We start from the raw sequence: 24,941 nt of genomic DNA on the forward strand, positions 1-24,941 counted from the left end.
GAAGTCTTCGCCCGCCGCTTGCCCAAGGGAGTGATCACCCATGCCGCAGGGCGACGTCTTCGGCACACCCGAGGCTCTCACCGGGCTCACGGCCTACGACAGGACCGGTGACAAGATCGGCAGCGTCCAGCAGGTCTACCTCGACGACCAGACGGGTCGGCCGGAGTGGGTCACGGTCAAAACCGGCCTGTTCGGCATGAAGGAGAGCTTCGTCCCGCTCGCCGGTGCCCACCGCGAGGGCGAGAACCTCAAGGTGGCCTGCACGAAGGACGTGGTCAAGGAGGCGCCGCGCGTCGACGCCGACCAGCACCTCGACCCGTCCCAGGAGAGCGAGCTGTACGCGCACTACGGCCTGGCGCCGACGCGGTCCACACCGCGCGCGGGCATGGGCAACGGCCCCGCGGCGCAGCGACCGGCCGCGGCCGACCCGGGTCTCGCGTCCGCCGCGGGCAGCCAGGGCGGGCACAGCGGGGCGCGTGAGTACGCCATGCGCGGCGTCGACCGCGGCGAGGACAAGCACGAGATGACGCTCTCCGAGGAGCAGCTGCGCGTCAGCACGCAGGAGGAGGAGGTCGGCCGGGCCCGCCTGCGCAAGGTCGTCGTGACCGAGGACGTGACCACCTCCGTCCCCGTGTCCCACGAGGAGGTCCGCGTGGTGCGCGAGCCCATCCGCGAGGGCGAGCGGACCCGCGCCACCAAGATCGGCGAGGAGGAGACGGAGGTCACCCTGCACGCCGAGAAGCCGGTGGTGCGCAAGGAGACCAGGCCGGTCGAGCGGGTGCGCCTGGAGACCGAGCGGGTCACCGAGACGCAGGAGATCTCGGACAAGGTCCGCAAGGAGCGCGCCGAGTACGACGACCCGAAGGGCGGCACCCGGGGCACCCGGGGCCGGGACCCCAAGGGCCCGCGGCACTGACCGGGGACCTGCCCACCGTCGACGCGCGAGTTCCCTCCGCCGCACGGGCGGTGGGAACTCGCGCGCGTCACTCGGCCGACTCGCCGGCGTGCGGGCTGAGTTCGCCCATGCCCACGAGCACGAAGAGGACGATGCCGAGCAGGATGCGGTAGTAGACGAACGGCATGAAGCTCTTGGTCGTGATGAACTTCATGAACCACGCGATCACGGCATAACCGACGATGAACGCGATGATCGTGGCGAAGATCGTGGGGCCCCACGAGACATGCCCCTCGCCCGCGTCCTTGAGCTCGAAGACGCCGGAGGCCAGGACGGCGGGGATGGCGAGGAGGAAGGAATAGCGGGCCGCGGCCTCACGGGTGTACCCCATGAGCAGGCCGCCGCTGATGGTGGCGCCGGAGCGGGAGACACCGGGTACGAGGGCCATGGCCTGGCAGATGCCGAAGATCAGGCCGTCCCGTACGCCCAGTTCCTTGAGGCCCTTGCGGTGGCGCACGGCACGGTGCTTGCCGCCCGTCTCGTCACGGGCGGCGAGCCGGTCGGCGATGCCGAGGACAATGCCCATGACGATGAGTGTGGTGGCGATGAGCCGCAGATCGCGGAACGGGCCCTCGATCTGGTCCTTGAAGGTGACGCCGAGGACACCGATCGGGATCGAGCCGACGATGACCAGCCAGCCCATCTGCGCGTCGTGGTCGGACCGCGGCACCTTCCCGACGAGCGAACCGGTCCACGCCCCGATGATCCGGCCGATGTCCTTGCGGAAGTAGATGAGGACGGCTGCCTCGGTGCCGATCTGAGTGATCGCGGTGAAGGCGGCACCCGGATCGTGCCAGCCGGCGAACGCCGCCGTCAGCCGCAGATGTGCGCTGGAGGAGATCGGAAGGAACTCGGTCAGTCCTTGGACGAGTCCGAGGATGAACGATTCGAGCCAAGACATGAAAACCGCGCCGTCCAGTAACTGATCGAGGACCCAAGGGGGCGGCGGGACGATCAGGTGCGCCCCGCCGGGGGGCAGCGTAGCGGCACAAGATGAATCTTCCGGCGCGAGGGCCCACCGTGCGTCCTGGGGGTGCTGGGGCTGCCCCGTGAGGGGCGCGGGGAACTGCGCGCGCAACGTACGAAAAGCCGCAAACGCGTCTGCCGGGCCGTCGAGCAGACGCGTCCGCGGTTTGTCCTTGGTTGCTCGCGCCGTTCCCCGCGCCCCTTACGCGCCGTTCCCCGCCCCCTTACGAGGCGCTCTGGCGCAGGCGGTGGCGCTTGCACCAGGCCACGGCGGCACCCGCGAGCCCGGTCGCCGCGATGAACCCCATGGCGATGAGGAAGACGGGCGACGTGGGCGTCGACGCCCGCGCACCGGCTATGACGTACGCCGCCGTGTTCGGGATCGAGCCGATGGCCGTGGCGAGCAGGAACGGCAGCCAGCCCATGCGGGACACCGCGGCGCAGTAGTTGGCCGCCGCGAACGGCACACCGGGGAAGAGCCGCACCGCGAGCATCGAGCGGAACCCGTGCCTGCTCAGCTGGCCGTCGGCCGCCTTCAGCCAGCGGCCGCGCAGCAGCGGCCGCAGCGCGTCCTGGCCGAGCACCCGGCCGAGGCCGAACGACACCCCGGCCCCGAGGACCGTGCCCGCGATCGCCGCGGGCAGCCCGGCCTGCGAACCGAACAGCGCGCCCGCCGCGAGGTTGAGCAGCGGCCGCGGCACGAACGCGACCGTGCAGACGCCGTAGGCGACGGCGAAGACGCACACCGCCGCGGCGCCGCCCAACTGCGGTGGCCAGCCGTCCGCGAGGAGCCGCTGCGGCTCGAGGAGCAGCATGCCCGCACCGGCCGCGGCCAGCACGAGGACGAGCAGAAAGAGGCGCGACCACGGTGAGAGCAGCACCCGGGTGCAGCGCACGGCGAGGCCCGGCGTCGGGGCGGCGGCGGTGTGGAGCATCCCGGGAGACTAGCCGACCTGTGTGACTGATCGCCGTATGGTGCGTCTCATGCGCGTCACAGTCCCGCACAGTCCGCTGGCCGACCGCCTCCTCGAACGCCTCACCGCGCGCTGCGCGGAGGCGGCGGATCCGGTGCGGGCCGCGGACATGCGCGCGTACATGAAGGACATCGCGCCCTTCCTCGGAATCACCTCGCCCGTGCGGCGCGACGTGTCCCGGGCCGTCCTCGCCGGGATGCCGCGGCCCGACGAGCAGGACTGCGCCGCGGTCGCGCTGCGCTGCTGGCGGCTGCCCGAGCGCGAGTACCAGTACTTCGCCGTCGACTACCTGCGGCGGTACGCGGGCAGCTGCTCGTCCGCGTTCCTGCCCGTGGCGCGCCATCTGGTGACGACCCGGTCCTGGTGGGACACCGTCGACGCGCTCGCGGCGCACGTCGTGGGCTCCCTCGTCGCCGCGGACCGAGGGCTCGCGGTCGAGATGGACGCCTGGGTCGAGGACGGCGACCTGTGGGCGGTGCGGACGGCACTGCTCCACCAGCTGCGCCACAAGGACGCCACCGACGCCGACCGCCTCTTCGCGTACTGCGCCCGGCAGGCGGCGCACCCCGACTTCTTCGTGCGCAAGGCGATCGGATGGTGTCTGCGCGAGTACGCCAAGACGGATCCGGACGCGGTACGCGACTTCACCGCCCGGCACCGGGACGTGCTCGCCCCGCTGTCGGTGCGGGAGGCCCTCAAGAACATCGGAGCCTGAGCACCGCGCCCCCTAGGGGAGTTTCCGCACCGGAGCTTCCCTACCGGAGCCCGGCGTGCCCGGCGTGCCCGTGGTGCCCATGGTGCCCGTGGTGTCCAACGTGCCCCTGTGGCCGCCGGGTCGGGGAAATTGATTCGACGTGCGGCACCGGGTCGGTAATGATCGTCGACATGTTCCGGTACGCCTCCTTCGCCCCGCCGTCCGCAGTCGCGGACGCGGTCGAGGCTGCCGTCACGCCGCCCGGCGCACCGGTCGCGGCAGCACTCGCCGGGATCGCACCGGCCGTCCTTCCTGCCGACGGCACCCGAAGCTGACTCTCCCCGGACATTCCGGCGGACCCCGCAGGGGGAGGGTCGGCCAGGCCCCTGGGGTCCCCGTCCGCCGCCGTCCGTGCCGCGGGCCACACCTTTCGAGTTCCGAGGCAGGAACCGCCATGTCCAAGACCGCCTACGTACGCACCAAGCCGCATCTGAACATCGGCACCATGGGCCATGTCGACCACGGCAAGACCACTCTGACCGCCGCCATCACCAAGGTCCTCAGCGAGCGCGGCACCGGTACGTTCGTGCCCTTCGACCGCATCGACCGCGCCCCCGAGGAGGCCCAGCGCGGCATCACCATCAACATCGCCCACGTCGAGTACGAGACCGACACCCGCCACTACGCCCACGTCGACATGCCGGGCCACGCCGACTACGTGAAGAACATGGTCACCGGTGCGGCGCAGCTCGACGGCGCGATCCTCGTGGTGTCCGCGGTGGACGGCATCATGCCGCAGACCGCGGAGCACGTGCTCCTCGCCCGGCAGGTCGGCGTCGACCACATCGTGGTCGCCCTGAACAAGGCCGACGCGGGCGACCCGGAGCTGACCGACCTCGTCGAGCTTGAGGTGCGGGAGTTGCTCACGGCCCACGGGTACGGCGGGGACGCGGTGCCGGTGGTCCGGGTCTCCGGGCTCAAGGCCCTCGCGGGGGAGCCGCGCTGGACGACGGCCATCGAGGCGCTGCTCGACGCGGTCGACACCTATGTGCCGATGCCGGAGCGCTACGTGGACGCGCCCTTCCTCCTGCCCGTGGAGAACGTCCTGACCATCACGGGCCGGGGCACGGTCGTCACCGGGGCCGTCGAGCGGGGCACCGTCCGTGTCGGCGACCGCGTGCAGGTCCTCGGCGGGGCCGAAGGCGACGGCGAGACGGTCGTCACCGGCCTGGAGACCTTTGGCAAGCCGATGGACTCCGCGCAGGCCGGCGACAACGTCGCGCTGCTGGTGCGCGGGGTGCCGCGTGACGCGGTCCGCCGCGGGCACGTGATCGCCGCGCCCGGCAGCGTCCGGCCGAGTCGCCGCTTCACCGCGCAGGTGTACGTCCTCTCCGCCCGCGAAGGCGGCCGCAGCACCCCGGTGTCGACCGGATACCGGCCACAGTTCTACATCCGCACCGCGGACGTGGTCGGCGACATCGACCTGGGCGAGGCCGCCGTCGCCCAGCCCGGCGACACGGTCTCCCTGACCGTCGAACTCGGCCGCGACATCCCCCTGGAGCCGGGCCTCGGCTTCGCGATCCGGGAGGGCGGCAGGACGGTCGGCGCGGGAACCGTGACGGAAGTCGGCTGACCCCGACTTCCGTTCCGGCTCCGGCCGGGGGACCGGTCACGATCGCGTCGGGACCGGTCCCGACGCGATCGGGACCGGTCCCGTCACCGCTGGGCTGCCCGGCAGTGGAGGGCCGTGGGCGGCCCGCATCGCGCGGCGTTCGGCCGGCGGGCCGCGGCGGGCACAATGGAACCGTGAACGAGCCCGCCGACCCGCCTGGTCCCGCCCGGCCCCGACCCGTGCCGATACCGGGGCCCGAGCCGCAGCCCGCGGCGGAGCCGGATCTGGCATCCGAGCCGCACCCCATGGCGGAGCCCGACCCGCACCCCCTGGCAGAGCCGATCCCCGTCACCCGTGTCGTCGACCACGGCACCGCCAAGCTGCTTCCCGATGTGGATCGGGACCGGGCCTGGCTCCTCACCGTGGACGGTGCGCCCCAGTCGTACGTCGACCTGGACGCCCCCACGCACCTGGAGTTCGAGTACGCCCGCAGGCTCGCGCACGCCCTGGACACCGCCGCCGCCCCGGGGCGACCGCTCGACGTCGTCCACCTCGGCGGCGGCGCGCTCACGCTGCCCCGCTATGTGGCCGCGACCCGACCCGGTGCACGCCAGGACGTGGTCGAAGCGGACCGCGGACTGCTGCGGCTGGTCGTCGAGAAGCTGCCGCTGCCCGCGGACTGCGGGATCACGGTGCACGGCGCCGACGCCCGTGCCTGGGTCGAGGCCGCCCCCGAGGGCAGCGCGGACGTCGTCGTGGGGGATGTGTTCGGCGGCTCCCGGGTGCCCGCGCACCTCACGTCGGACGCCTACGCCGCGGCCGTGCGCCGGGTGCTGCGGGCGGACGGCCGCTACATCGCGAACCTGGCCGACGGCAGCCCCTTCACCTTCCTCCGCTCCCAACTGGCCACCTTCGCAGAGGCCTTCGACGAGCTGGCCCTCGTCGCCGAGCCCGGACTGCTGCGCGGCCGCCGCTTCGGCAACGCGGTGCTGCTCGCCGGGCACGAGCCCTTCGACCTGGCGGCCCTCGTGCGGCGCACCGCCGCCGACGCGTTCCCCGCGCGCGTGGTCCACGGCGACGCGCTGCGGAAGTTCATCGGCGACGCGCAGGCCGTGCGGGACGCGGAAGCCGTCCCGTCCCCTCAGCCGCCGGACGGGGCGTTCGGCGTCGGCTGACCGGAGCACGCCGTACAGCCGGGGCCCCGGATCCGCCCGGCCCAGCCGGGGGGCGGCTCAGCCAGGGGGAGGCCAGCCAGAGGGAGGCTCAGCCGGTGGGCGGCTTGGTCGCAGGCCCCGCCTCGGAGACCTCAGCCCCCGAGACCACCTGCACCCCCGCAACCACCTCCGCTGCGGCAACCGCCTCCACCCCCATGCCCGCCCGCACCCCGGCGCCAGGCTGCGCGTTCGCGGCCACCACGTGCGTCGTACGGCGCCTGAGGTTCCGTACGTCCGGGACGCACAGGACCGCGGCCGTCACCACGAGCACGAGTGCGGCGCAGCCCCACAGGGAGGCCGAGCGGCCGAAGGTCTGCTCGGCGGGGCCCGCGAGGGCGGTGGCGAGGGGGACCATGGCGATCGAGCCGAACCAGTCGTACGCCGCGACGCGCGACAGCTTCTCCTCCGGGATCTCCTGGTGCATCGCCGTCATCCAGGAGACACCGAACACCTCGACCGCGACGCCGCTGACGAACATCACCGCCGCGAGCCCCGCCACCGGCAGCGGCACCGCGAGCGCCGCGGAGGGAGCGGCGAGCGGGAAGACGCACAACGTACCGGCGAGGAGGAGCCGCCGCGGCTTCCAGCGCGTCATCAGGAGAGCGCCGCCCACGGTGCCCGCCCCGAACGCCCCGAGCGCGAGCCCCCAGGGCCCCGCACCGCCGAGCTCGTCCTTTGCGACCAGCGGTCCGAACACCGACTCGGCGGCGCCGACGACCGCCACCACGACCGAGAACTGCGCCACGATCGTCCACAGCCAGGTACGTCCGGTGAACTCGCGCCAGCCGTCGCGCAGATCGGCGAGCAGCCCGCCGCCGGGTTCGCGGTCCGGTATGTGGCCGACGTCGAGGAAGACCCGCAGCGCTCCCGCGAGGGCGAACGCCACCGCGTCCACCGCGAGCACCCAGCCGGGCCCGACCACCGCGACGAGCAGGCCACCGAGCGCGGCACCGCCGAGGCCCGCGCCCTGCATCGCCATCCGGTAGAGGGCGAACGCACGGCCGGCCTGCTCGCCGCTGACCGACGAGAGCAGCATGCCTTCGGAGGCGGGCCCGAAGAAGGCCTGGCCGGTGCCGCCGAGGGCGGTGAGCAGCATCATCTGCCACAGCTGGGGGTCACCGGCGAGCACGACGGCGGCGAAGGCGGCCTGCGAGACGCAGTTGAGGGCGTTGGCGGCGACCATGACGCGGTGCCGCGGCAGCCGGTCGGCCACCGCGCCGCCGATGAGCAGGAACAGCACGAGGGGCAGCGTGCGGGCCGCCGCCACCAGGCCCACGTCGCCGCTGTCCCCGCCCGCGTCGAGCACCGCGAACGCCGCCGCGATCAGCGCACCGTGGCCACCCAGGTTCGTGATGATCGCGGCGGCGGTGAGAAGCGTGTAGTTGCGGCCCGCCCAGGAGGGACGGCGGCCGACGGCGGGAGAGGTCACCACGGGACTATCCCCGCAGCGGCACTCCCTTGCCAAACCGATTCCCGCGGCCTACGTCCCGCGGCCCACGTCCAGCCGATTCCCCCCGGCCGTCCGCCGGCCAGGGCGGGACGTGGCGGATCAGGACTCATCGGGACCGCCGTCAGGACTCCTCCGGGCCCCGTCAGGACTCTCGGGACCCCCGTCAGGACTCCTCGGGGCCCCCGTGCAACCGCACCGTGGCGAGGATCTTCTTCACCTGGGCGTCGGAGATCTCCCCCTTCACGCCCTTGGCGCCGTGCAGCGTCCAGGCGACGTAGTCACCGGCAGCGTTCTTGAACGCGAACGTCGTGGCCTTGCCGTCGGAGTCGCACTTGTCCGTCCTCGGCACACCGGACGTCGTGGACGTCGTGACACTGCCCTCGATGCCGGACTTGGTGGTGTACGACTCCACCTTGCCGATCTTGATCTTCTTCTTGTCCGACTTCTTCTGGCCGGTGTAGCCGCCGAAGACCCACCAGGCCGAGTCGTTGCGCGCGACGTCCTTGGTGTTCTTGGCGCCGTTCTGCCCCTTGGTGCCGACCACGGCGAGCGACGTGTCGTCCGCCTTGCCGTCGTTGTCGTCGTCGGAGGTGCACCACTTCTCCTGGTAGACGGCGGGCGCGGACATGATGATCAGCGGCTTGCTGCCGTCACCCTTCTTGTCCTCGAACCCGATGAAGGTGTCGGGGGACTCGACCTTCCAGTCCGGCGGCACGTCGAACGCGGTGCCCCACTTGGGGTTCACGACGACCTGCCAGCCGGGAACCGTCGGCTTGGGGTCGCCACCGGTGCCGCGCGGGTTGTCGTCGTCGGACGGCTCGCTGGTCGGCTTCTTGGAGACCGACTTGGAGGGCTTGGCGGCGGCCTTGTCGGACTTGCCGTCCTTGTCGTCGCCGTCACCGCCGAGGACCAGGAAGCCGGTGACGCCCGCGGCGACGACCACGGCGGCCGCCGCGACGATGGCCGTGATCTTCGTCTTCCTGCCGTCACCGCTGCCACCGCCGCGCCCGTCCGGGCCGCCTGCCTGCGGCGTGCCCATCGGGAAGGTCGGCGCCCCCCACTGCGGCTGCCCGGCCGTCGGCTGCCCTGCGGGCGGCTGGTGGTACGGGTTGGGCTGCCCGGCGGGCGGCTGCTGCTGATACCCGGGCTGCTGCTGATAGCCGGGCTGCTGGTACGGATTCGGCTGCTGGTACCCGGGCTGCTGGTACGGGTTGGCACTCGGGTCCTGCGGGTTCTGCTCGCCCCCGGGCGGCTGCTGTTCTGGCCACATGGCCAGTAACCATAGATGGGCGGGCCCCCGGGTGCCACGCCCGGCCGCCTCCCGGACGGCCACCGGAGCAGGGGGCGGACGAGGCGGTGACGAAGTGGTGAAGAAGCGGTGCGGGGAGCGGTGGGGAGGCGTGGTGAGGAGGGGGTGCGCCCGGTGTCGGAGGGTGCGCCTCCGGCGGAGCGGGGGCCCCGGCGTCACGCCGTCGGTTCGCCGTGCAGCCGCACCGTGTCGAGGATCTTCAGGACCGTCGCGTCCGGGATCTCCTCCTTCACGCCCTTGGCGCCGTACAGGTTCCAGGACACGAACTCGCCCGCGGAGTTCTTGAAGCCGAAGCTGATCGCCTTGCCGTCGGAGGCGCACTTGCCCTTCTGCGGCGTGTTCACCGAACGGCCCCACGCGATGCTGCCCTCGACACCGGACTTGGTGGTGTACGGCTTCGCCTTCTCGTCGTACGTCATGCTCTTCTTGTCCGGCTGGGTGTAGGCGCCGTAGATCCACCAGCCGACGGTGTTCACCGCGACCTGCTCGGTGCTCTTGCCGCCGCGCCCGCCCTTGGTGCCCGCGACGGCCAGCGGGGTGTCGTGGGAGCGGCCGTCCCTGTCGTCGTCCGAGGTGCACCACTTGGGCTTGAGGGACGCGGGCGAGCCCATGGTCGCCAGCGGCTCGCCCGTCTTGTTGTCCGCGAGGTTGACGGCCCGGCGCGGCCCCGCGACCCGCCAGTCGGCCGGTACGTCGAAGGCGACGCCCCACTTGGGGTTCACCACGACCTGCCAGCCCGGAACGGTCGCCTTGGGGTCGCCCCCCGTACCCCGCTCGGCACCGTCGTCGCCGCCCGGCGACGGCTTGTCGGACGCGGAGCCGGACGCACCGGCCTTGCCGCCCCTGTCCGCCCCCTCGTCGGAGTCGCCGTCGCCGCCGAGTACGAGGAAACCGGTGACGCCCGCGGCCACCACCACGGCGGCGGCCGCGACCACGGCGATCACCTTGGTCCGGTTCCCGCCGCCTCCGCCACCGCTGTTCCCGGTCGGCTGCTGCTGGGGGTGGCCTGGGGGCTGATAGCCGGGGTGCTGGTGACCGGGCTGCTGCGGATAGCCGGGCTGTTGGTGTCCCGGCTGCTGCTGATAGCCGGGTTGCCCGTACGGATTCGGCTGCTGGTACCCGGGCTGCCGGTACGGGTTGGCGCCCGGGTCCTGCGGGTTCTGCCCACCGCCGGGCGACTGCTGTCCTGACCACATGGCCGGTAACCCTACGGGTGCCGTGTGTGCGCGATCGCAACCCCCCTCGGGAGAGCCTCAGTTCCCGTCCGAGGCCTCGTACTCACGCACCGTGCCGAGGATCTTCAGGACCGTCGCGTCAGGGATCTCCTCCCTCACGTCCTTGGCGCCGTGGAAGGCCCAGGACACGAACTCGCCCCCGCGGTCCTTGAACGCGAACACCGTCGCCTTGCCGTCGGTGTCGCACTTCCCCTCCTTGGTGATGCCGGACGACGCGGCCGTGGCGAGGCTGCCCTCGATGCCGGACTCCGTGGTGTACGCCCGCACCGGGCCGGACGTGACCTTGCCGCGTTCCGGCTGGGCGTACGCGCCGTACACCCACGCGGTCGCGTTCTCGCGCGCGACGTCCTCGGTGTTCTTGAAGCCCTTGTCGCTCCTGGTGCCCGCGCCGCCGAGGGGTGCGTACTCGATGACGCCGTCCTTCTCCTCGTCTGACGCGCACCACCGCTCCTTGAGATAGGCGGGCGCCGCCATCGCCGCGAGGCGGTTGTCCTCGTCCCCTGCGGCCTCCTTCGCCTCGTCCGACACCCAGGAGACCCAGGAGTCACTCTTCAGGGACCACCCTGCGGGGACGTCGAAGGCGATGCCCCGCTTGGGGTTCACGACCGTCCTCCAGCCGGGGACCGTCGGCTCGGGACCGCCGTCCCCGCCGCGGCGGTCGGCGCCCCTGGGGCCGGGGGACGAGGTCGAGCGGTCCGGGCCTGGCCGCGCGGAGTCGTTCTCGTCCCCGCCGAGCACCAGGAAGCCGGTGACGCCCGCGGCCACGACGACGGCGAGGGCCGCGACCAGGGCTACGACCCGGGTGCTGGGCCCGCCGGGCCGGTTCGGCGGGCCTGGTGGGGTCGGTGGGCCCTGCGGGGACGGCGGGCCCGGCTGGGTGGCTGGTCCTGGCTGAGTGGGTGGTCCTGGCTGGTGGTAGCCCGGCCGCAGGTACGGGTTGGGTTCCTGTGGGTCCATGGCGGATCACCCTATGAGTGCGTCCGCGAACGCTGTGAAGGGCCTGGCCAAGTTGGGCTACTCGTGGGTAACGTTCGGCGTATGAGCGCAGACCAGATGTCGATAGGCGAGATGCTCGCCGCCACCGTGCCGATGGCCCGGACGCTGAACCTCCAGTTCACCGAGACCACCCCGGAGCGGGCCGTGGTCGTCCTGCCCGACCAGGGCGACTACCACAACCACGTGGGCGGGCCGCACGCCGGAGCGATGTTCACGCTGGGGGAGTCCGCGAGCGGAGCCATCGTGCTCGCCGCCTTCGGGGCGCAGCTCTCCCGCGCCGTGCCGCTCGCGGTGCGTGCCGACATCGCGTACAAGAAGCTCGCCAAGGGAACGGTCGAGGCCACCGCCACGCTCGGCCGCCCCGTCGCCGACGTGGTGGCCGAACTCGACGCGGGGCAGCGCCCGGAGTTCCCCGTCGCCATCGCCATCACGCGCGAGGACGGTGCCGTGACCGGTGAGATGACGGTTGTGTGGACTCTGCGGCCGAACGACGCGAGGTAGGCTTCCCCGGCGGCGTGATCATCAAGGACGCGCACGCCGGGGGGTCACCTGCGCAGCGGAAGGAACCGGGGTTGCACGTCCAGGAGTGGCTGGAGAACGTACCCGCCGTCAGTGTCTACGCGCTCGTCGGACTGGTCATCGGCCTGGAGTCACTGGGCATCCCGCTGCCCGGCGAGATCGTCCTGGTCTCCGCCGCGCTGCTCTCGTCCCAGCACGGCGACGTCGATCCCGTGATCCTCGGTGCCTGTGCCACCGCCGGTGCGGTGATCGGCGACTCCATCGGCTACGCGATCGGGCGCAAGGGCGGCAGGCCACTGCTGGCCTGGCTGGAACGGAAGTTCCCCAAGCACTTCAGTGCGGCGAACGTCGGCAGTGCCGAGCGGTCCTTCCAGAAGTGGGGCATGTGGGCCGTCTTCTTCGGCCGCTTCGTCGCACTCCTGCGCATCTTCGCCGGGCCGCTCGCGGGCGTCCTCCGGATGCCGTACTGGAAGTTCGCCATCGCCAACGTCCTAGGCGGCATCGTCTGGGCGGGCGGCACCACCGCGGTCATCTACTACATCGGCGTGGTCGCAGAGGACTGGCTCAAGCGCTTCTCGTACGTCGGTCTCGGCATCGCCGTCCTCATCGGCATCGGCTCGATGTTGCTGGTCAAGCGGCGCGCGAAGAGGGCGGCGGAGGAGTACGCCGCCCGGACCGCGGCGGGCGCGGACGCGCCGGACGCGGACGCGCCGGACGCGGGTGCGTGTCCGGGTGCGGGCGCGTCGGGGGCCGCACCCGGGAGCGAGCCGGGCGCTGCGGCGGAGGCCGAGGCGGAGCCCGCCGGGACGCGGGCTCCGGCCGTCGGCTGAGCGAGCGCTACGTACGCGGCCCGCGTCACGTTCCTTGCGGTCCGCGTCACGTTCCTCGCGGCTCGCGGGCTCGCGCGCTCACGGTCCGCGTCACGTTCGCTCGCGGCGCACGCACCGCATGCGCCCCGATCCGGTCGGCAATCGCCGCCCACGGATCGGCTCCGCGTCAAGCGGGGCGGCCGAGGGCCTCGCTGTGGGCCCGTGCGAGCTCCACGTACACGGTGGCGTTGAGGGTGAGCTCCGCGCGCTCCTCCTCGGTCAGTTCCCGCACGACCTTCGCGGGCACGCCCGCGACCAGGGAACCGGCAGGCACCCGCATCCGCTGCGGCACGAGGGACCCCGCAGCGACGAGGGAACCGGCGCCTATCCGGGCGCCGTTGAGCACGGTGGCGCCCATGCCGACGAGGGAGTCGTCCTCGACGGTGCAGCCGTGCAGGACCGCGTTGTGGCCGACCGAGACGCGCTCGCCGACGGTGAGCGAGAAGTCCGGGTCGACGTGCAGGCTGCAATTGTCCTGGATGTTGCTGTCGGCGCCGATCTCGATCGGCCCGAAGTCGGCGCGCAGGACGGCGCCGTACCAGGCGCCGGCCCGCGCGCCCAGGGTCACCTCGCCGATCAGCACCGCCGTCGGCGCGACGAAGGCCTCCTGGTCGACTTTCGGCTCCTTGCCGCCGAAGCCCATGACGAGTGCCTGCTGGCTCATCGGCTTCCCTCCCCTTGTCCGTGCCGTCTTGAAGCGAACCGTACGGGACGCTACGTGACGGCCGCCGGTGCGTCGCCGCATGGGGTGAAGATCACAGGTGGCGGCGGTGCCCGGCGGGGGCCGCGCGAGTAACGTGAGCAGATGCCCGGAAACAAGAACGTGTTCTCATCGATGGCCGCCTGGCGGCGCGGCGTGGCGCAGCGCGCCGTCCACGCCGGGTGGGACTGGGTGCAGCGCACGGGTGCGGTGACCGCGCGCCGTCCCGGGCGGCTGCGGTTCGGCGCGATCGGCGAGGGCACGAAACTGGCGTTCCCGCAGGGCACGGTCTTCGGGGCGCCCTGGATCCGGCTCGGCGCGCACTGCATCGTGGGCGAACAGGTCACGCTCACCGCCGGGTTGATGCCCGACCTGGACCTCGGCCCCGACCCGATCCTGCGCGTCGGGGACGGCGTGGTGCTCGGCCGCGGCAGCCACATCATCGCGGACACCACGGTGACCGTCGGCGACGACTGCTACTTCGGTCCCTATGTGTACGTGACGTCGACGAACCACTCGTACGACGACCCGCACACCCCCATCGGCAAGCAGTGGCCGCGGATGGAGCCGGTCGAGATCGGCTCCGGCTGCTGGGTCGGCACGGGCGCCGTGATCCTGCCGGGAGCCCGCATCGGCCGCAATGTGGTGGTGGCCGCGGGCGCCGTGGTGCGCGGTGAGGTCCCCGACCACGCGGTGGTGGCGGGGGCGCCCGCGCGGGTGGTGCGGACGTGGTGCGCGGAGCGCGGCTGGGAGCCGCCGCTGCGCACACCGGCGCCGGTGCCGATACCCGAGGGTGTCACTCCCGAGCAGCTGCTCGCGCTGTCGGAGCTGCCGGAGTTGTCGGAGCTGGCGGGACGCACGGAGCTGCCGGAGGTGTCGGGGCGCACGGAGCTGCCGGAGTTGTCGGGGCGCACGGAGCTGCCGGACCGCGAAGGTCCCTGAGCCGTGGGCTGCCGGGCCGTCCTGGCAGGAGAACCGGGCAGTACAGTGTGGTGAACCTTCGGGAACCCTCGGGTGCACCGCGCCGTAGTTCATCACACTGAACTCTGTTATCCGGAATATTGGACGGAACGTGTCGGACCTCGACCAGCTGACTCAGTCCCTCGCGCGCAACCTCAAGCGCTGGCGGACCGAACGGAACTTCACGCTCGACGCGCTCGCGGCCCGCGCGGGCGTCAGCCGGGGCATGATCATCCAGATCGAGCAGGCCCGCACGAACCCCAGCGTGGGCATCACGGTCAAGCTCGCGGACGCGCTCGGCGTCAGCATCACCACGCTGCTCGACCACGAACAGGGCCCGCAGGTCCGCCTCGTGCCGCCCGAGCGCGCGGTGCGGATGTGGTCCACGGACGCGGGCAGCAGCACGACCCTGCTCGTGGGCACGGAGTCCCGGGGCCCCTTCGAGCTGTGGACATGGCATCTGATGCCGGGCGAGGGCAGCGACTCCGACGGGCACCCGCCGGGCACGCTCGAGCTGCTGCACGTCAGGGCGGGGGAGCTGACGCTGGTCGTGGACGGCGACGAGCACCTCGTCACGGCCGGTTCCGCGGCGTCGTTCGAGGCGAACGCGGCGCACGGCTACCACAACAGGGGCGCGGAGCCGCTCGAGATGACGATGGCGGTGTCGGTCCCGCCGGCCCACTCGGGCGCGTACTGAGGCGAGGTCTGCGCGGACCTGCCGGACGCGACGGTGGTGATCGGGGGGCTCGGGGCGTGCGGGTGGGTCGGCGTGCGCGCGGGCCGACGCCTCCCCTGAACGCGGGCTAACTCCCCTCCTGCGGGCCCGCGATGACGCCCTCGGCGCGCAGCCGCTCGATGGCTGCGGCGTCCCGGCCCAGATCGGCCAGGATCCTCTCCGTGTGTTCCCCCTCGCCCGGCACGGGGCCCATGCGCGGGCTCACGCCGGAGAGCGCGACAGGGGGCAGGAGCACCGGGACGTCGGGCGCCGCCCCCGGCAGCCCCACGTCACGCCAGCGGTCGCGGGCGGTCAGCACGGGATGTTCCAGGAAGTCGGTGACGGAGTTGACGCCCGCGTTGGCGATGCCTGCCGCGTCGAGCAGGGCCACCGCCTCGTCCCCGGACAGCTCCGCGAACCGCGCGGCGACGGCCGCGTCGAGGTCCTCGCGGTGCGCGACCCGCGCGGAACCGGTGGCGAAGCGCGGGTCGGCCACCAGTTCCCGCCGCCCCAGGAACTGTTCGCACAGCGCCGCCCACTCCCGCTCGTTCTGCACCGATATCAGCACCTCCACGCCGTCGGCGGCGGCGAACACGCCGTAGGGCGCCACCGTCGCGTGCCGGGCGCCGACGCGCGGCGGCTGCGTACCGCCGTGGCGGGTGTAGTACGCGGGCTGGCTCATCCACTCGGCGAGCGCGTCGAAGAGGGAGATCTCCACGGCGGGTGCCCTGCCGGTCGTCGCGCGGGTGAACAGCGCCGACAGGATGCCGCTGTAGGCGTACATCCCCGCCGCGATGTCGGCGACCGAGATCCCGACGCGCACGGCCTCCTCAGGAGTGCCGGTGAGGGAGAGCAGACCCGTCTGGCACTGCATGAGCATGTCGTACGCCTTCCGGTCCGCCCAGGGCCCGTCGGTGCCGTAGCCGCTGACCGTGCAGGTGATCAGGGAGGGGTGGCGGGCCTGGAGGTCGGGCGGGGCGAGGCCGAGGCGGTCGGCCGCTCCCGGGGCGAGGTTCTGCACGAACACATCGGCACCCGCCAGGAGTTCCCGCAGTATCTCCTGGCCCGCGGGTGACTTCACGTCCAGGGTGAGCGACTCCTTGGAGCGGTTGAGCCAGACGAAATAACTGGCCTCGCCGTGCACGGTGGTGTCGTAGCGGCGCGCGAAGTCGCCCCCGCCCGGGCGCTCCACCTTGATCACCCTTGCCCCCAGGTCCGCGAGCTGCCGGGTGGCGAACGGGGCGGCGACGGCCTGTTCGAGGCTGACCACGGTGATCCCGGCCAGCGGCAGCGCGTGCGCCATCGTCAGGACCGGCCCTTCTCCCTCACCCGCAGGCCGGTATCGAGTCGCTCGCCGTCCGTCATCAGGTGCGCTCCCCTCCCGTGGCGCCGCCGCCGGGCCGCGCACGGGGGCGCGCACGACCGGTGGGGTCGACGGTACCGGGCGCGGCGGAGGGGCGCGCGCCCCGCGGCGGCCCCCGCCGTTCACCTGATGCTCACGAGGGTCGGCACGATCGGTCTCGCGCATCTTGGGCGCAGTTCAGCCGAGGGGGTCACCGTGCTGAACGGGCGTCCTTCCTCCGCAGTCGGCCTCGGCCGCGATCCCCTGCTCCCGCGACTTCTTCCCCGCTCCCGCGACTTCACCCCGCCCCCGCGATCCCCTCCGCTTCCGTGCTTCCCGCCGGTCCCGTACGTCTCCCCGTTGCCGCAAGCATCTCCGGTCCCGTACGCCTCCCGCTCCCGCGTTTCCGTACGTCGCTTTCAGCGGACTCGCCGTCCGTCCCATCGAACGGAGAAAATGTCATGACCGCGACACCCATTACTCCCGTTCCGGAAGCCGCCGCGTCCACCCCCGCCGTCCCCACCGCCGGTACCCCTGCCTATGTGCCCTCCATCGCGCACTCCGAGGAGCAGATCCGCGCCGCACAGCGGCTGCGCTTCCAGGTCTTCGGCGAGGAGATGGGCGCCGCGCTCGACACCCCGCTGCCCGGGCACGACATCGACGCGTTCGACGCGCTCGCGGACCACCTGATCATCACCGACACCACCAGCGGCGACGTCGTCGGCACCTACCGCCTGATCCCGCCAGGGCGCTCGGAACGCTCCTACTCCGACGGTGAGTTCGACCTCAGCGCGCTGCGGGCGCTGCGCCCTGCCACCGTCGAGGCCGGGCGCTCCTGCGTGCACCCCGACCACCGCTCCGGCGCCGTGATCAACCTGATGTGGTCGGCCCTGGCCCGCTACGTCCTGCTCTCCGGCCACCGCTACCTCGCGGGCTGCGCCTCCGTGCCGCTCTCCGACGGGGGCGTGGGAGCCGCCGGCGCCTGGCTGCTCGGCACCGCCAAGCACGCCTCGCCGCCCGAGTTCCGCGTCCACCCGCACCGCCCCTGGACACCCGGCGACCTCGCCGAGCACCGCCCGAGCCACGCCGACCTGCCGCCCCTGCTGCGCGGCTATCTGCGTCTCGGCGCCTGGATGTGCGGGGCGCCCGCGCACGACCCCGAGTTCGACTCCGCCGACTTCTACGTACTGCTCGACACCGAGCGACTGAGCGAGCGGCACCGCAGGTTCTTCCTCGGTGACGCCGGGCGGAACGCGTGAATCCCTGGGCCGTCGACGCCGGCTGCCCGCGGTCCTGCGCGGTGCGTCCGGCCGCCCGCGTCGGGCCCGCGGCGACAGGGCTGCGGTACGCGGCTCTCGCCCGCGAGCTCACCCGGTGCCTGGCCCTCGGGGAGCGCCTGGCGGGGGACGTGGCGCCCCGGGTCCAGGCGCGCCGGGTGCTCGGCGCGCTCGGCGTGGAGCTGGAGGCGCCGACGGCACCGCTGAGCGCGCCGGGCTCCCCCCTCGGCACGCTGGTCGTCGCCAACCACATCTCGTGGCTCGACGTCGTGGCGCTGCTCGCCGTCGAGCCGGTGTCGTTCGTCGCCAAGAGGGAAGTGGGCCGCTGGCCCGTCGTCGGCTCGCTCGCCCGGCGCCTCGGCACGCAGTTCATCGACCGCGACGGCGGGCGGCACGCACTGCCCCTGATGGTGCGGGAGCTGGCGGGGACGCTCGCGTCGGGGCGGTCCGTCCTCGTCTTCCCGCAGGCCACCACGTGGTGCTCGGTCTCATCGGGCCGGTTCCGGCGGGCCGCGTTCCAGGGAGCGGTGGACGCGGGCGCGGCCGTGCGGCCGGTGACGGTGGCGTACCGCGTCGGCGGCAGGACCAGCACATCGGCGGCGTTCCTCGGGGACGAGGGCTTCGGGGGATCGCTGCGGCGAGTGGCGGCGACCCGCGGTCTCACCGTGCGGATCACCGCGCACCCGCCGCTGTACGGGGACGACCGCAGGACGCTGGCGGCGGGGGCGTGGGCGGCGGTGAGCGCGGGGCAGGCGAGCGTGCACGCGTGAGGACGTCACGTACGCACCCCGGGAGCGGGTCACCGGCCGCGGGCGCCCCCGGGAGGCTCGCCGTCCGGGGGACCGTACAGCGTGGTCGTGCGCACCCCCGCCTGGAAGCGGGTCCGCACCCCGAGCACCGCCATGATCCGGCTCATCCGGCGTTCGACCGTGCGCTGGGCCACACCGAGGCGGCGGGCGATGGCGCTGTCGGTGAGCCCGGCGCGCAGATGGCCGAGCAGCAGTTCGTCCTCGGGCGAGAGCAGTTCGTGGCAGCCGGGGGCCGCGGGCCACAGCGGCGTGGCGCGCTGCCAGAGGAGCTCGAAGAGGGCGATCAGGCCGTCGAGGAGCGCGGACTGCTGGACGACGAGGATCTCTTCCTGACTGGCGACGACGAACGGGACGAGCGCGACCCTGTGGTCGGCGATCACCAGTTTCAGCGGCACGTCCACGAGGACCCGGCTCTCCTCGCCGCGCGCCGCGAGATCCCGGGTGGCCTCCGCGCGCCCGGGGCCGTCGAGCCCCGCCTGGTCGTAGACCGCGCGGTAGCGCACGCCCTTGTCGAGGCGTTCGAGCTGCACGGTGTCCTGGCGCCGCAGCGGTTCCACGACGTAGGGCGGCTTGTCGAGGATCAGGATCTCGTTCTTGGCCGTCTGCTGCGTCTGGAAGAACTGCTGGGCGATGGCCTCACGCCCGCGCAGCACCTGCACCGGGGAGCCCCCGCCGCGCAGCCGTCCGGCCCGGAACTCCTCGGCCAGCCCGGCCGCGGCGAGCCGGGCGTGCGCGATCTCCTCCTGGCGGCGCAGCGCGAGGACTTCCAGGGCCACGTCGGGCGGTGCCGGGGTGTACCGCTCGGGTCCGTCCGCGGCCTCGGTGAGCAGTCCGAGCCGGGCGAGGGAGCGCACGTGCCGGCGCACGCGCGGCTCGGTCAGGCCGGTCGCCGCCGCCAGTTGCCCGGGCGTCGAGCAGGGCGCCGTGAGGAACGCCCGGTACACCCGCTCGTCGGCGGGGCTGATGCCGAGTCCGGTGAGTACGGGCGGGCGCGGCGGGGTGGGGCCTGAGGGGGGCGTCGGGTCCATGCCACCGCTCTCCCTTCGTGGGCGTGTGGGCGTGCGGGCGTGCGGGCGTTCGGGCGTGCGGGCGTCTCGTGGGCGTCGGAAAGCCGACAGTGGCGGAACTCCGACGTCCCCGCGCGCCCGGATCCCGGTACGGTCGTGCATGTCGCGGACTCGTTGTCATGAACGCTGAAGTCGCTTGCCGGAGCGGCAGTCTGCCGGACAACGCCGACCGCGTCCACGTGCTTCTGCCGCCGGTGCCCCGCGCACCGGGCAGGACCGTGCACGGAGCGCGACCCCAGACCGGCACGGGATGCCCCGGTTCTCGCCTCCATGCCAGGGGCGCTGACCCCCCACCCGGGGCATCCCGCGCCCCCTTTCCGGCGGGTCCTGCACGTCAGGGCCGCCCCGCGCGGAACGCTGTAGCCTGCACGTGTGGCGGGCCAGGACCCTCACGCGTACTGTGCCGAGGCCCGCACCCGTGGTGCGTCAGAACCTTCACACGTGCGCGTCACCGGTGCTCCCCGAGGCCCCGCCCGCCAGTCTGCGCAGCCTGCGTGCCTCGTCGTCGATGCGGTGCGCGACGCCGTCGCTGCCGGACGCGCCGTCGAGTCCGCTGGCGAGGAGCTGTGCGGCGAGCGTGGTGAAGTAGCCCGCCACCGTGAGCACGTGCTCGACGACGTCCACGTGCTCGTCGGCGCGCAGCCGTGCCCGTACGTCCGCGGTGTCGGTCAGGACCCGGCCGACCTGCCCGGCGATCTCGTCGCGCACGTCGTGACCGAGGCCGACCGCACGGCCCACCTGACCGTGCACCGACCGGCAGGAGCGGGTCACGAGCTCCAGGAGTTCGTACGGGCGCACACTGAGCGATCTGCCGTGGGCCTGCGCGTAGCCGATGTTGCCGGAGCCCACGCGGGAGACCACCACACTCGGCTCGTACCGCCGCAGGTCGACCGGGCTCGTGGCACCGAGCGCCTCCCGGAAGCAGGGGTGGACGTGGAACTCGCCCTCGTGCGGCTGCACGGGCAGCTCGCCGCCGCCCCCGTACACCACGTCGTTGCCGCGCCGCACGCCGAGGAAGCCGACCGCGAAGAGGGTGTCGACGACACCGGTGAGGTCGAGGGACTCGGCGTACGCGGGGAACAGGCGCCGCAGGGTGGGTGCCGCCTCGTCGAGGCGGTTGCCGAGGACACCCCTGGTGACCGTGTACCCGGTGTTCTGGAAGAGGGGGTAGAGGCGTTCGAGGAAGGGGTGCGCGATCAGGTACTCCTGGACCAGGTCCTTGAGTTTCCACTCGGAGAACTGCCAGGTGGCCTGGAGGACGTCGCTCTCCTCGACCCGGCTGTGGCCGTTGTCGGCCGCCGTGTCCCGGCACAGGTTGAGGAACTGGATGGCGTCGCGCGGACGCGGCAGGGAGCGCGCGAACAGATACGCGGGCGTCGGCTCGCCCGCCACCGTCGGCGGGAACAGCTCCTGCCACAGCCGGGTGTCGTCCAGGGGCCCACCGCCGAGCGCGTCGCCGACCGAGGCCGCCGCCCGGGTCCGGGCCAGCTCCCGCAGCGCCGGTTCCGTCCACGCGATGCGCACCTCGTCGCCGCGGAACTTGTCGCCCTCGCCGAACGACAGCGAGTCGTAGATGTCGGACCGCAGGAACAACAGGCAGCGCAGCGCCCGGCCGTACGCGCCCGCCACGTGCTTGGCGGCGAGCAGCAGCCCGACGACCATCGAGTTGCTGTCGGCCTCCGCGGACCACACCTGCTCCAGCTGGTCGATGAGGAGCAACAGCGGAGCGTGCGCCCGCGCACAGCCCAGATCGGCGAAAGCCCGTGCCACACCGTGCTCGACGAGCTCCAGCTGCCGTGCGGCGCGCGCCCCCTCGGACCCCGAGGGCACCAGGTCCATGGCGGCCCGGACCCCGAACGCCTCCAGGGACAGCGACGTTTGCAGGCCGCGCGCGCTCTGCGTGAGGCGGTCCCCGAGCCGCCCGCCGGACAGCGCGGCGCCGCCCGCGGTTTCCGCTGCTTCTTCGTCGTTCTGCTTGAGGAAGCGACGCAGCGCCTTCACGGAGTCGGGTTCCCTGCGCCCGTGCGCGCCCCTCGCGTGGGCCACGAGGTGCCGTGCCGCGTGCACCGCGAACACATACCGCCAGATCAGCGACTTGGCGGTGTCACCCGCGAGGCCCTGGAGCTCGAACCTGCGGATCTCGTCGCCCGCGGCGTCGTCCGGCGTGATGAGCAGCGCCCCGCCCGCGTGCGCGCCGTCCTCGAGGAGCCGCACGCAGATCGCGCTCTTGCCGGACCCCTTCCTGCCGATGATCAGCATCTTGCGCCCCGAGAGCGCGGCACGGAACGCTGCGGTGGGCAGGAAGCCCTCCCGCAGGAGACCGTCGGTCACGTCGCGTTCCGCGTCCTCCCTGCCGAAGTACAGGCGGTCGAGCGCGGCCATGGACACATCGCCCCACATCATCGGCTCCTCGGGTACTCCGGCGCCCTGCGTGCACGGGCTGAAGACGACCGCGCGGGCCGAACAGTTCCGGGCCGACGACATCGAGGCGGCCCGCGTACAGGCGGCGCACCGTGTCGGGGCGGCATCAAGGAAGCATAAAGATTGCCGGAAAAAGGCAGTGCGCCGAAGGGACGGGCCGCGTCAGTATGAGGAGGCAGAGACGGGGGGCGAGGGCCCGGGTGCCGGATCACGGAAACGAGAGCCGGTGCCCGGGTGGGCACGGTCCTCGGGCGTGACCGGTCGAGGGGGCGGGGGACATGGGGGAGTTGGTCGACGCGGCGGTGGGATGGCCAGGGATGGCCTTCAGCTCCGCGATGGCTGTGGTGGTGTGCTTCTGGCTGCTCGTGGCGCTGGGGGCCGGCCGGGCCGACAGTTTCGACGAGGACGCCGCCCTGGGCGCGGTGGGCCTCGGGGGAGTGCCGGTGGCCGTGGCGGTGTCGCTCATGGCGTTCACCGGATGGGCCGTGAGCCTGGCGGGGACCCTCGCTGTCGCCCGCACCCACTGGGCGGGCCTCGCGCACGCGGCGGCGGACGTGGGCCTGCTCCTGGTGTCCGCGCTCGTCGCCTGGGGGGTGACGTATGCGCTCGTGCGCCCGTACGCGCGCGCCCGCGCCCGCCGGTCGGGCGCGCTGCCGCGGGACCTCGGCGGTCCGTCGCCGCGTGACCTCCCGGCGGTCCCGGCAGGCCATGCAGGCACGGCATCCCCGGCGGTCCCGGCAACCCCGACAGTCCCAGCGGTCCCGGCAGGCCATGCAGACACGGCATCCCCGGCGGTCCCGGCACGCCATGCAGACACGGCAACCCCGGCGGTCCCGGCAACCCCGCTAGACCCGACTGCCCCGGCAACCCCAGCAGCCCCGATGACCGCGGGCGCCACCGCCCTCCTGTACGCCTACGAGGACAGCGGCGCGTTCTTCTGGGTCGCGCCCTGTTCCGTGGTGCTCGCCCCCGGCCGCCGCCGGGACCGCTCCGGCGGGCACGGGCACGGGCACGGGCACCGGCGCCCGTACGGACTGCCCGCGGACCCCGCCGACGGCACCTGGCCCCGGGCCGACTGCGCATGACCACCGGCCGGGCCCCGCTGCCTCCGCCCCCGGCTCGTACGCTGAGCAGGCACAAGGCTGTGATCAGGGCACCGGGGGCGCATGTGGCGGGACATGACATACCGGGCGACTATCTGGACGGCTACACCGGGATACTCGCCGACGCCTCCGCCACCGGCCGCGGTCTGACGCGCGACGAGTTGGAGTCACGGCGCGCGCTCGGTGAACGCGCCGCCGACGCCGGGTACGGCCTGCGCGCCCTCGTGGGTGCGCACCTGGAGGCGGCCCGGACGTACGGCGCGGACCCCGCCGCCGTACCGGTGTCCGCGGCCGCCCTGCTCGCCGCCGTGGAGCAGGCCGTCGACGCCTTCGCCGAGGGGTACGAACGCGCTCAGCTCCTCGCGGTCCGCCAGGAGGAGGCGGCACGGCGGGAGTTCATCGACGACCTGCTGCACGGCCGCAGCGACCTCGGCCTGCTCGCCGAGCGCGCCGAGCGCTTCGGGCTGCGCCTCTCCTCCTCGCACGCCGTCGCCGTCGCGCGGGGAGAGGGTGCCTACGAAGAGGGCGACAAGGCACCGCGTGCCGTGGAACAGGCACTCGCGGCCCGCTTCGCCGACCGCGGCGTCCTGATCACCACCAAGGACGGCCGCCTGGTGTGCGTGGCCCCCGGCGACCAGGACGACGTCCTCGACTTCTTCGCCGGGCAGGCGCACACCGCCACCGGGGGCGGCCGCGTCGCCATCGGCCGCCCCCGGCCAGGGGTGGGCGGCGTCGTCCAGTCGTACGAAGAGGCGCTCAACGCCCTCGACATCGCCGAGCGCCTGGAGCTGACCCCGGCCGTGCTGCGCGCCGCCGACCTGCTCGTCTACCCGGTCCTCGGCCGCGACCGGCAGGCCATGGCCGATCTGGTCGTGAACACCCTGGGCCCGCTGCGGCAGGCGCGGGGCGGCGCGGAGCCCCTCATCGAGACCCTGTCGGCCTACTTCGACACGGGCTGTGTGGCGGCACAGGCCGCCCGTCGCCTGAATCTCAGCGTGCGCGCCCTCACCTACCGCCTGGACCGCATCCACCGGCTCACCGGCGCCAACCCCGCGCTCCCGATGCACCGTTACACCCTCCAGACGGCGGTGATCGGCGCGCGGCTCCTCGACTGGCCCGAGTGCCCGTTCTGAGCGACGCCGTCACGGCGTCACGCGGGGCCGAGGCGCGGGATCTCGATGGCGGGGCAGCGGTCCATGACCATCTCGAGGCCCGAGGCCCTGGTCCGCTCGTACGCCGCCTCGTCGACGACGCCGAGCTGGAACCACACGGCGTCGGCGCCGACGGCCACTGCCTCGTCCGCGACGGCGCCCGCGAGTTCGCTGTTCACGAAGACGTCCACGACGTCGACGTCGAAGGGGATCTCGGCGAGCGAGGCGTACCCCTTCTCGCCGTGCACCGTCTCCGCCTTCGGGTGGACGGGGACGACGCGCTTGCCGTACCGCTGGAGCACCTCGGCGACGCCGTACGCGGCCCGCCGTTCGTTGTTCGAGAGGCCGACGACGGCCCAGGTGTCACCGAGCCCGGTGAGAATCCTGCGAACGGTGGCGGGATCGCCGTACATGTCGGGCCTCCAGGGGTGTGGTCCTTGCGACAGTGCCAACGGCGGCGCGGGCCGGGTGATTCCCGGCCGACGCCGCCGTCGGGGCCGTGCGGTGCGCGGCGGGTGTCAGACGTTGACGCCGAAGTCGGAGGCGATGCCGCGCAGGCCGCTGGCGTAGCCCTGGCCGACGGCGCGGAACTTCCATTCGGTG

At 73.1% G+C, this 24,941-nt stretch carries 25 protein-coding genes; 13 read left to right on the forward strand and 12 right to left on the reverse strand.

Annotated elements, in window-relative coordinates; translation table 11 throughout:
• Positions 1–40: 40 nt before the first annotated feature.
• A complete protein-coding gene (locus ACH4DX_RS33875) occupies positions 41–916 on the forward strand; it encodes a DUF2382 domain-containing protein (protein ID WP_398123701.1) in 876 nt (291 codons plus the stop codon).
• Between the two features lie 67 nt (positions 917–983).
• Here ACH4DX_RS33875 and ACH4DX_RS33880 read toward each other — a convergent pair whose 3' ends face one another.
• Both ACH4DX_RS33880 and ACH4DX_RS33885 read right to left on the reverse strand, forming a co-directional pair.
• The gene (locus tag ACH4DX_RS33880) at positions 984–1,856 is read right to left on the reverse strand and encodes an undecaprenyl-diphosphate phosphatase (RefSeq protein WP_398123700.1); all 873 of its coding nucleotides are present in this window, start codon (positions 1,854–1,856) and stop codon (positions 984–986) included.
• 289 nt (positions 1,857–2,145) lie between these two features.
• Positions 2,146–2,856 (reverse strand): TVP38/TMEM64 family protein, encoded by a 711-nt coding sequence (locus ACH4DX_RS33885; RefSeq protein ID WP_398157882.1) that lies wholly within the window; start codon positions 2,854–2,856, stop codon positions 2,146–2,148.
• 49 nt (positions 2,857–2,905) lie between these two features.
• Between ACH4DX_RS33885 and ACH4DX_RS33890 the strand changes: the two genes are divergently transcribed.
• The 4 genes from ACH4DX_RS33890 (at position 2,906) to ACH4DX_RS33905 (ending at position 6,376) form a co-directional block, all read left to right on the forward strand.
• A complete protein-coding gene (locus ACH4DX_RS33890; RefSeq protein ID WP_398157883.1) occupies positions 2,906–3,610 on the forward strand; it encodes a DNA alkylation repair protein in 705 nt (234 codons plus the stop codon).
• A gap of 158 nt (positions 3,611–3,768) precedes the next feature.
• Positions 3,769–3,924 carry a hypothetical protein gene (locus tag ACH4DX_RS33895; protein ID WP_398157884.1) on the forward strand — a complete coding sequence of 52 codons (156 nt, stop codon included), beginning with the start codon at positions 3,769–3,771 and terminating at the stop codon, positions 3,922–3,924.
• A 119-nt stretch (positions 3,925–4,043) separates the two neighbouring features.
• Positions 4,044–5,222: an elongation factor Tu gene (gene tuf / locus ACH4DX_RS33900; protein WP_398157885.1), complete on the forward strand. Its 1,179-nt coding sequence runs from the start codon at positions 4,044–4,046 to the stop codon at positions 5,220–5,222.
• A 308-nt stretch (positions 5,223–5,530) separates the two neighbouring features.
• Positions 5,531–6,376 (forward strand): spermidine synthase, encoded by an 846-nt coding sequence (locus ACH4DX_RS33905; protein WP_398157906.1) that lies wholly within the window; start codon positions 5,531–5,533, stop codon positions 6,374–6,376.
• A gap of 88 nt (positions 6,377–6,464) precedes the next feature.
• Here ACH4DX_RS33905 and ACH4DX_RS33910 read toward each other — a convergent pair whose 3' ends face one another.
• The 4 genes from ACH4DX_RS33910 to ACH4DX_RS33925 all read right to left on the reverse strand — a co-directional run bounded on the left by ACH4DX_RS33910 (position 6,465) and on the right by ACH4DX_RS33925 (position 11,366).
• Positions 6,465–7,847, reverse strand: a complete 1,383-nt coding sequence (locus ACH4DX_RS33910; protein WP_398157886.1) for an MFS transporter — start codon at positions 7,845–7,847, stop codon at positions 6,465–6,467.
• Between the two features lie 181 nt (positions 7,848–8,028).
• Entirely contained in the window at positions 8,029–9,135 is a 1,107-nt protein-coding gene (locus ACH4DX_RS33915; protein WP_398157887.1) for a hypothetical protein, read from the reverse strand.
• 194 nt (positions 9,136–9,329) lie between these two features.
• Positions 9,330–10,370: a hypothetical protein gene (locus ACH4DX_RS33920; protein ID WP_398157888.1), complete on the reverse strand. Its 1,041-nt coding sequence runs from the start codon at positions 10,368–10,370 to the stop codon at positions 9,330–9,332.
• Between the two features lie 57 nt (positions 10,371–10,427).
• Positions 10,428–11,366, reverse strand: a complete 939-nt coding sequence (locus tag ACH4DX_RS33925; protein ID WP_398157889.1) for a hypothetical protein — start codon at positions 11,364–11,366, stop codon at positions 10,428–10,430.
• 81 nt (positions 11,367–11,447) lie between these two features.
• Between ACH4DX_RS33925 and ACH4DX_RS33930 the strand changes: the two genes are divergently transcribed.
• A complete protein-coding gene (locus ACH4DX_RS33930) occupies positions 11,448–11,906 on the forward strand; it encodes a DUF4442 domain-containing protein (RefSeq protein WP_398123691.1) in 459 nt (152 codons plus the stop codon).
• A 71-nt stretch (positions 11,907–11,977) separates the two neighbouring features.
• A complete protein-coding gene (locus tag ACH4DX_RS33935) occupies positions 11,978–12,754 on the forward strand; it encodes a DedA family protein (protein WP_398157890.1) in 777 nt (258 codons plus the stop codon).
• Between the two features lie 166 nt (positions 12,755–12,920).
• Here ACH4DX_RS33935 and ACH4DX_RS33940 read toward each other — a convergent pair whose 3' ends face one another.
• Complete coding sequence (locus tag ACH4DX_RS33940) at positions 12,921–13,457, reverse strand: gamma carbonic anhydrase family protein (protein WP_398157891.1); 537 nt, start codon at positions 13,455–13,457, stop codon at positions 12,921–12,923.
• 141 nt (positions 13,458–13,598) lie between these two features.
• Here ACH4DX_RS33940 and ACH4DX_RS33945 point away from each other — a divergent pair, with 141 nt between their 5' ends.
• On the forward strand, positions 13,599–14,435 hold the full coding sequence (locus ACH4DX_RS33945; protein ID WP_398157892.1) for an acyltransferase: 837 nt from the start codon (positions 13,599–13,601) through the stop codon (positions 14,433–14,435).
• Between the two features lie 130 nt (positions 14,436–14,565).
• Entirely contained in the window at positions 14,566–15,150 is a 585-nt protein-coding gene (locus tag ACH4DX_RS33950; protein WP_398157893.1) for a helix-turn-helix domain-containing protein, read from the forward strand.
• A gap of 106 nt (positions 15,151–15,256) precedes the next feature.
• Here the strand turns inward: ACH4DX_RS33950 and ACH4DX_RS33955 are convergent, their stop codons facing one another.
• The gene (locus tag ACH4DX_RS33955; protein WP_398157894.1) at positions 15,257–16,471 is read right to left on the reverse strand and encodes a CaiB/BaiF CoA transferase family protein; all 1,215 of its coding nucleotides are present in this window, start codon (positions 16,469–16,471) and stop codon (positions 15,257–15,259) included.
• Positions 16,472–16,971: 500 nt separating this feature from the next.
• On the opposite strand from ACH4DX_RS33955, the gene ACH4DX_RS33960 reads away from it, so the two are divergent.
• Both ACH4DX_RS33960 and ACH4DX_RS33965 read left to right on the forward strand, forming a co-directional pair.
• Positions 16,972–17,769 (forward strand): GNAT family N-acetyltransferase, encoded by a 798-nt coding sequence (locus ACH4DX_RS33960; protein ID WP_398157895.1) that lies wholly within the window; start codon positions 16,972–16,974, stop codon positions 17,767–17,769.
• Positions 17,766–18,557, forward strand: coding sequence for a lysophospholipid acyltransferase family protein (locus ACH4DX_RS33965; RefSeq protein WP_398157896.1), 792 nt, complete (start codon positions 17,766–17,768; stop codon positions 18,555–18,557). The genes ACH4DX_RS33960 and ACH4DX_RS33965 overlap by 4 nt, the downstream gene beginning before the upstream one ends.
• Before the next feature lie 29 nt (positions 18,558–18,586).
• Here ACH4DX_RS33965 and ACH4DX_RS33970 read toward each other — a convergent pair whose 3' ends face one another.
• Positions 18,587–19,624: a helix-turn-helix domain-containing protein gene (locus ACH4DX_RS33970; protein ID WP_398123683.1), complete on the reverse strand. Its 1,038-nt coding sequence runs from the start codon at positions 19,622–19,624 to the stop codon at positions 18,587–18,589.
• Positions 19,625–20,098: 474 nt separating this feature from the next.
• A complete protein-coding gene (locus ACH4DX_RS33975) occupies positions 20,099–22,147 on the reverse strand; it encodes a P-loop ATPase, Sll1717 family (RefSeq protein ID WP_398157897.1) in 2,049 nt (682 codons plus the stop codon).
• A 215-nt stretch (positions 22,148–22,362) separates the two neighbouring features.
• Between ACH4DX_RS33975 and ACH4DX_RS33980 the strand changes: the two genes are divergently transcribed.
• Both ACH4DX_RS33980 and ACH4DX_RS33985 read left to right on the forward strand, forming a co-directional pair.
• Positions 22,363–23,169 (forward strand): hypothetical protein, encoded by an 807-nt coding sequence (locus ACH4DX_RS33980; RefSeq protein ID WP_398157898.1) that lies wholly within the window; start codon positions 22,363–22,365, stop codon positions 23,167–23,169.
• 83 nt (positions 23,170–23,252) lie between these two features.
• Positions 23,253–24,320 (forward strand): PucR family transcriptional regulator, encoded by a 1,068-nt coding sequence (locus tag ACH4DX_RS33985; RefSeq protein ID WP_398157899.1) that lies wholly within the window; start codon positions 23,253–23,255, stop codon positions 24,318–24,320.
• Between the two features lie 17 nt (positions 24,321–24,337).
• Here ACH4DX_RS33985 and ACH4DX_RS33990 read toward each other — a convergent pair whose 3' ends face one another.
• Both ACH4DX_RS33990 and ACH4DX_RS33995 read right to left on the reverse strand, forming a co-directional pair.
• Positions 24,338–24,751, reverse strand: coding sequence for a CoA-binding protein (locus ACH4DX_RS33990; protein WP_398123679.1), 414 nt, complete (start codon positions 24,749–24,751; stop codon positions 24,338–24,340).
• Positions 24,752–24,856: 105 nt separating this feature from the next.
• The coding region (locus ACH4DX_RS33995) for a TerD family protein (RefSeq protein ID WP_398154735.1) at positions 24,857–24,941 on the reverse strand (85 nt) is incomplete at its 5' end.

It is taken from the genome of Streptomyces sp. NPDC017940 (assembly GCF_044328435.1).
In the GTDB taxonomy this organism is placed as follows: domain Bacteria; phylum Actinomycetota; class Actinomycetes; order Streptomycetales; family Streptomycetaceae; genus Streptomyces.

Excerpts from the sequence above, each read along its gene's own strand:
- ACH4DX_RS33875 (WP_398123701.1), top strand. The coding sequence starts at position 41 with ATGCCGCAGGGCGACGTCTTCGGCACACCCGAGGCTCTCACCGGGCTC.
- ACH4DX_RS33880 (WP_398123700.1), bottom strand. The coding sequence starts at position 1,856 with ATGTCTTGGCTCGAATCGTTCATCCTCGGACTCGTCCAAGGACTGACC.
- ACH4DX_RS33885 (WP_398157882.1), bottom strand. The coding sequence starts at position 2,856 with ATGCTCCACACCGCCGCCGCCCCGACGCCGGGCCTCGCCGTGCGCTGC.
- ACH4DX_RS33890 (WP_398157883.1), top strand. The coding sequence starts at position 2,906 with ATGCGCGTCACAGTCCCGCACAGTCCGCTGGCCGACCGCCTCCTCGAA.
- ACH4DX_RS33895 (WP_398157884.1), top strand. The coding sequence starts at position 3,769 with ATGATCGTCGACATGTTCCGGTACGCCTCCTTCGCCCCGCCGTCCGCA.
- tuf (WP_398157885.1), top strand. The coding sequence starts at position 4,044 with ATGTCCAAGACCGCCTACGTACGCACCAAGCCGCATCTGAACATCGGC.
- ACH4DX_RS33915 (WP_398157887.1), bottom strand. The coding sequence starts at position 9,135 with ATGTGGCCAGAACAGCAGCCGCCCGGGGGCGAGCAGAACCCGCAGGAC.
- ACH4DX_RS33920 (WP_398157888.1), bottom strand. The coding sequence starts at position 10,370 with ATGTGGTCAGGACAGCAGTCGCCCGGCGGTGGGCAGAACCCGCAGGAC.
- ACH4DX_RS33925 (WP_398157889.1), bottom strand. The coding sequence starts at position 11,366 with ATGGACCCACAGGAACCCAACCCGTACCTGCGGCCGGGCTACCACCAG.
- ACH4DX_RS33930 (WP_398123691.1), top strand. The coding sequence starts at position 11,448 with ATGAGCGCAGACCAGATGTCGATAGGCGAGATGCTCGCCGCCACCGTG.
- ACH4DX_RS33940 (WP_398157891.1), bottom strand. The coding sequence starts at position 13,457 with ATGAGCCAGCAGGCACTCGTCATGGGCTTCGGCGGCAAGGAGCCGAAA.
- ACH4DX_RS33945 (WP_398157892.1), top strand. The coding sequence starts at position 13,599 with ATGCCCGGAAACAAGAACGTGTTCTCATCGATGGCCGCCTGGCGGCGC.
- ACH4DX_RS33955 (WP_398157894.1), bottom strand. The coding sequence starts at position 16,471 with ATGGCGCACGCGCTGCCGCTGGCCGGGATCACCGTGGTCAGCCTCGAA.
- ACH4DX_RS33960 (WP_398157895.1), top strand. The coding sequence starts at position 16,972 with ATGACCGCGACACCCATTACTCCCGTTCCGGAAGCCGCCGCGTCCACC.
- ACH4DX_RS33970 (WP_398123683.1), bottom strand. The coding sequence starts at position 19,624 with ATGGACCCGACGCCCCCCTCAGGCCCCACCCCGCCGCGCCCGCCCGTA.
- ACH4DX_RS33975 (WP_398157897.1), bottom strand. The coding sequence starts at position 22,147 with ATGTCGTCGGCCCGGAACTGTTCGGCCCGCGCGGTCGTCTTCAGCCCG.
- ACH4DX_RS33980 (WP_398157898.1), top strand. The coding sequence starts at position 22,363 with ATGGGGGAGTTGGTCGACGCGGCGGTGGGATGGCCAGGGATGGCCTTC.
- ACH4DX_RS33990 (WP_398123679.1), bottom strand. The coding sequence starts at position 24,751 with ATGTACGGCGATCCCGCCACCGTTCGCAGGATTCTCACCGGGCTCGGT.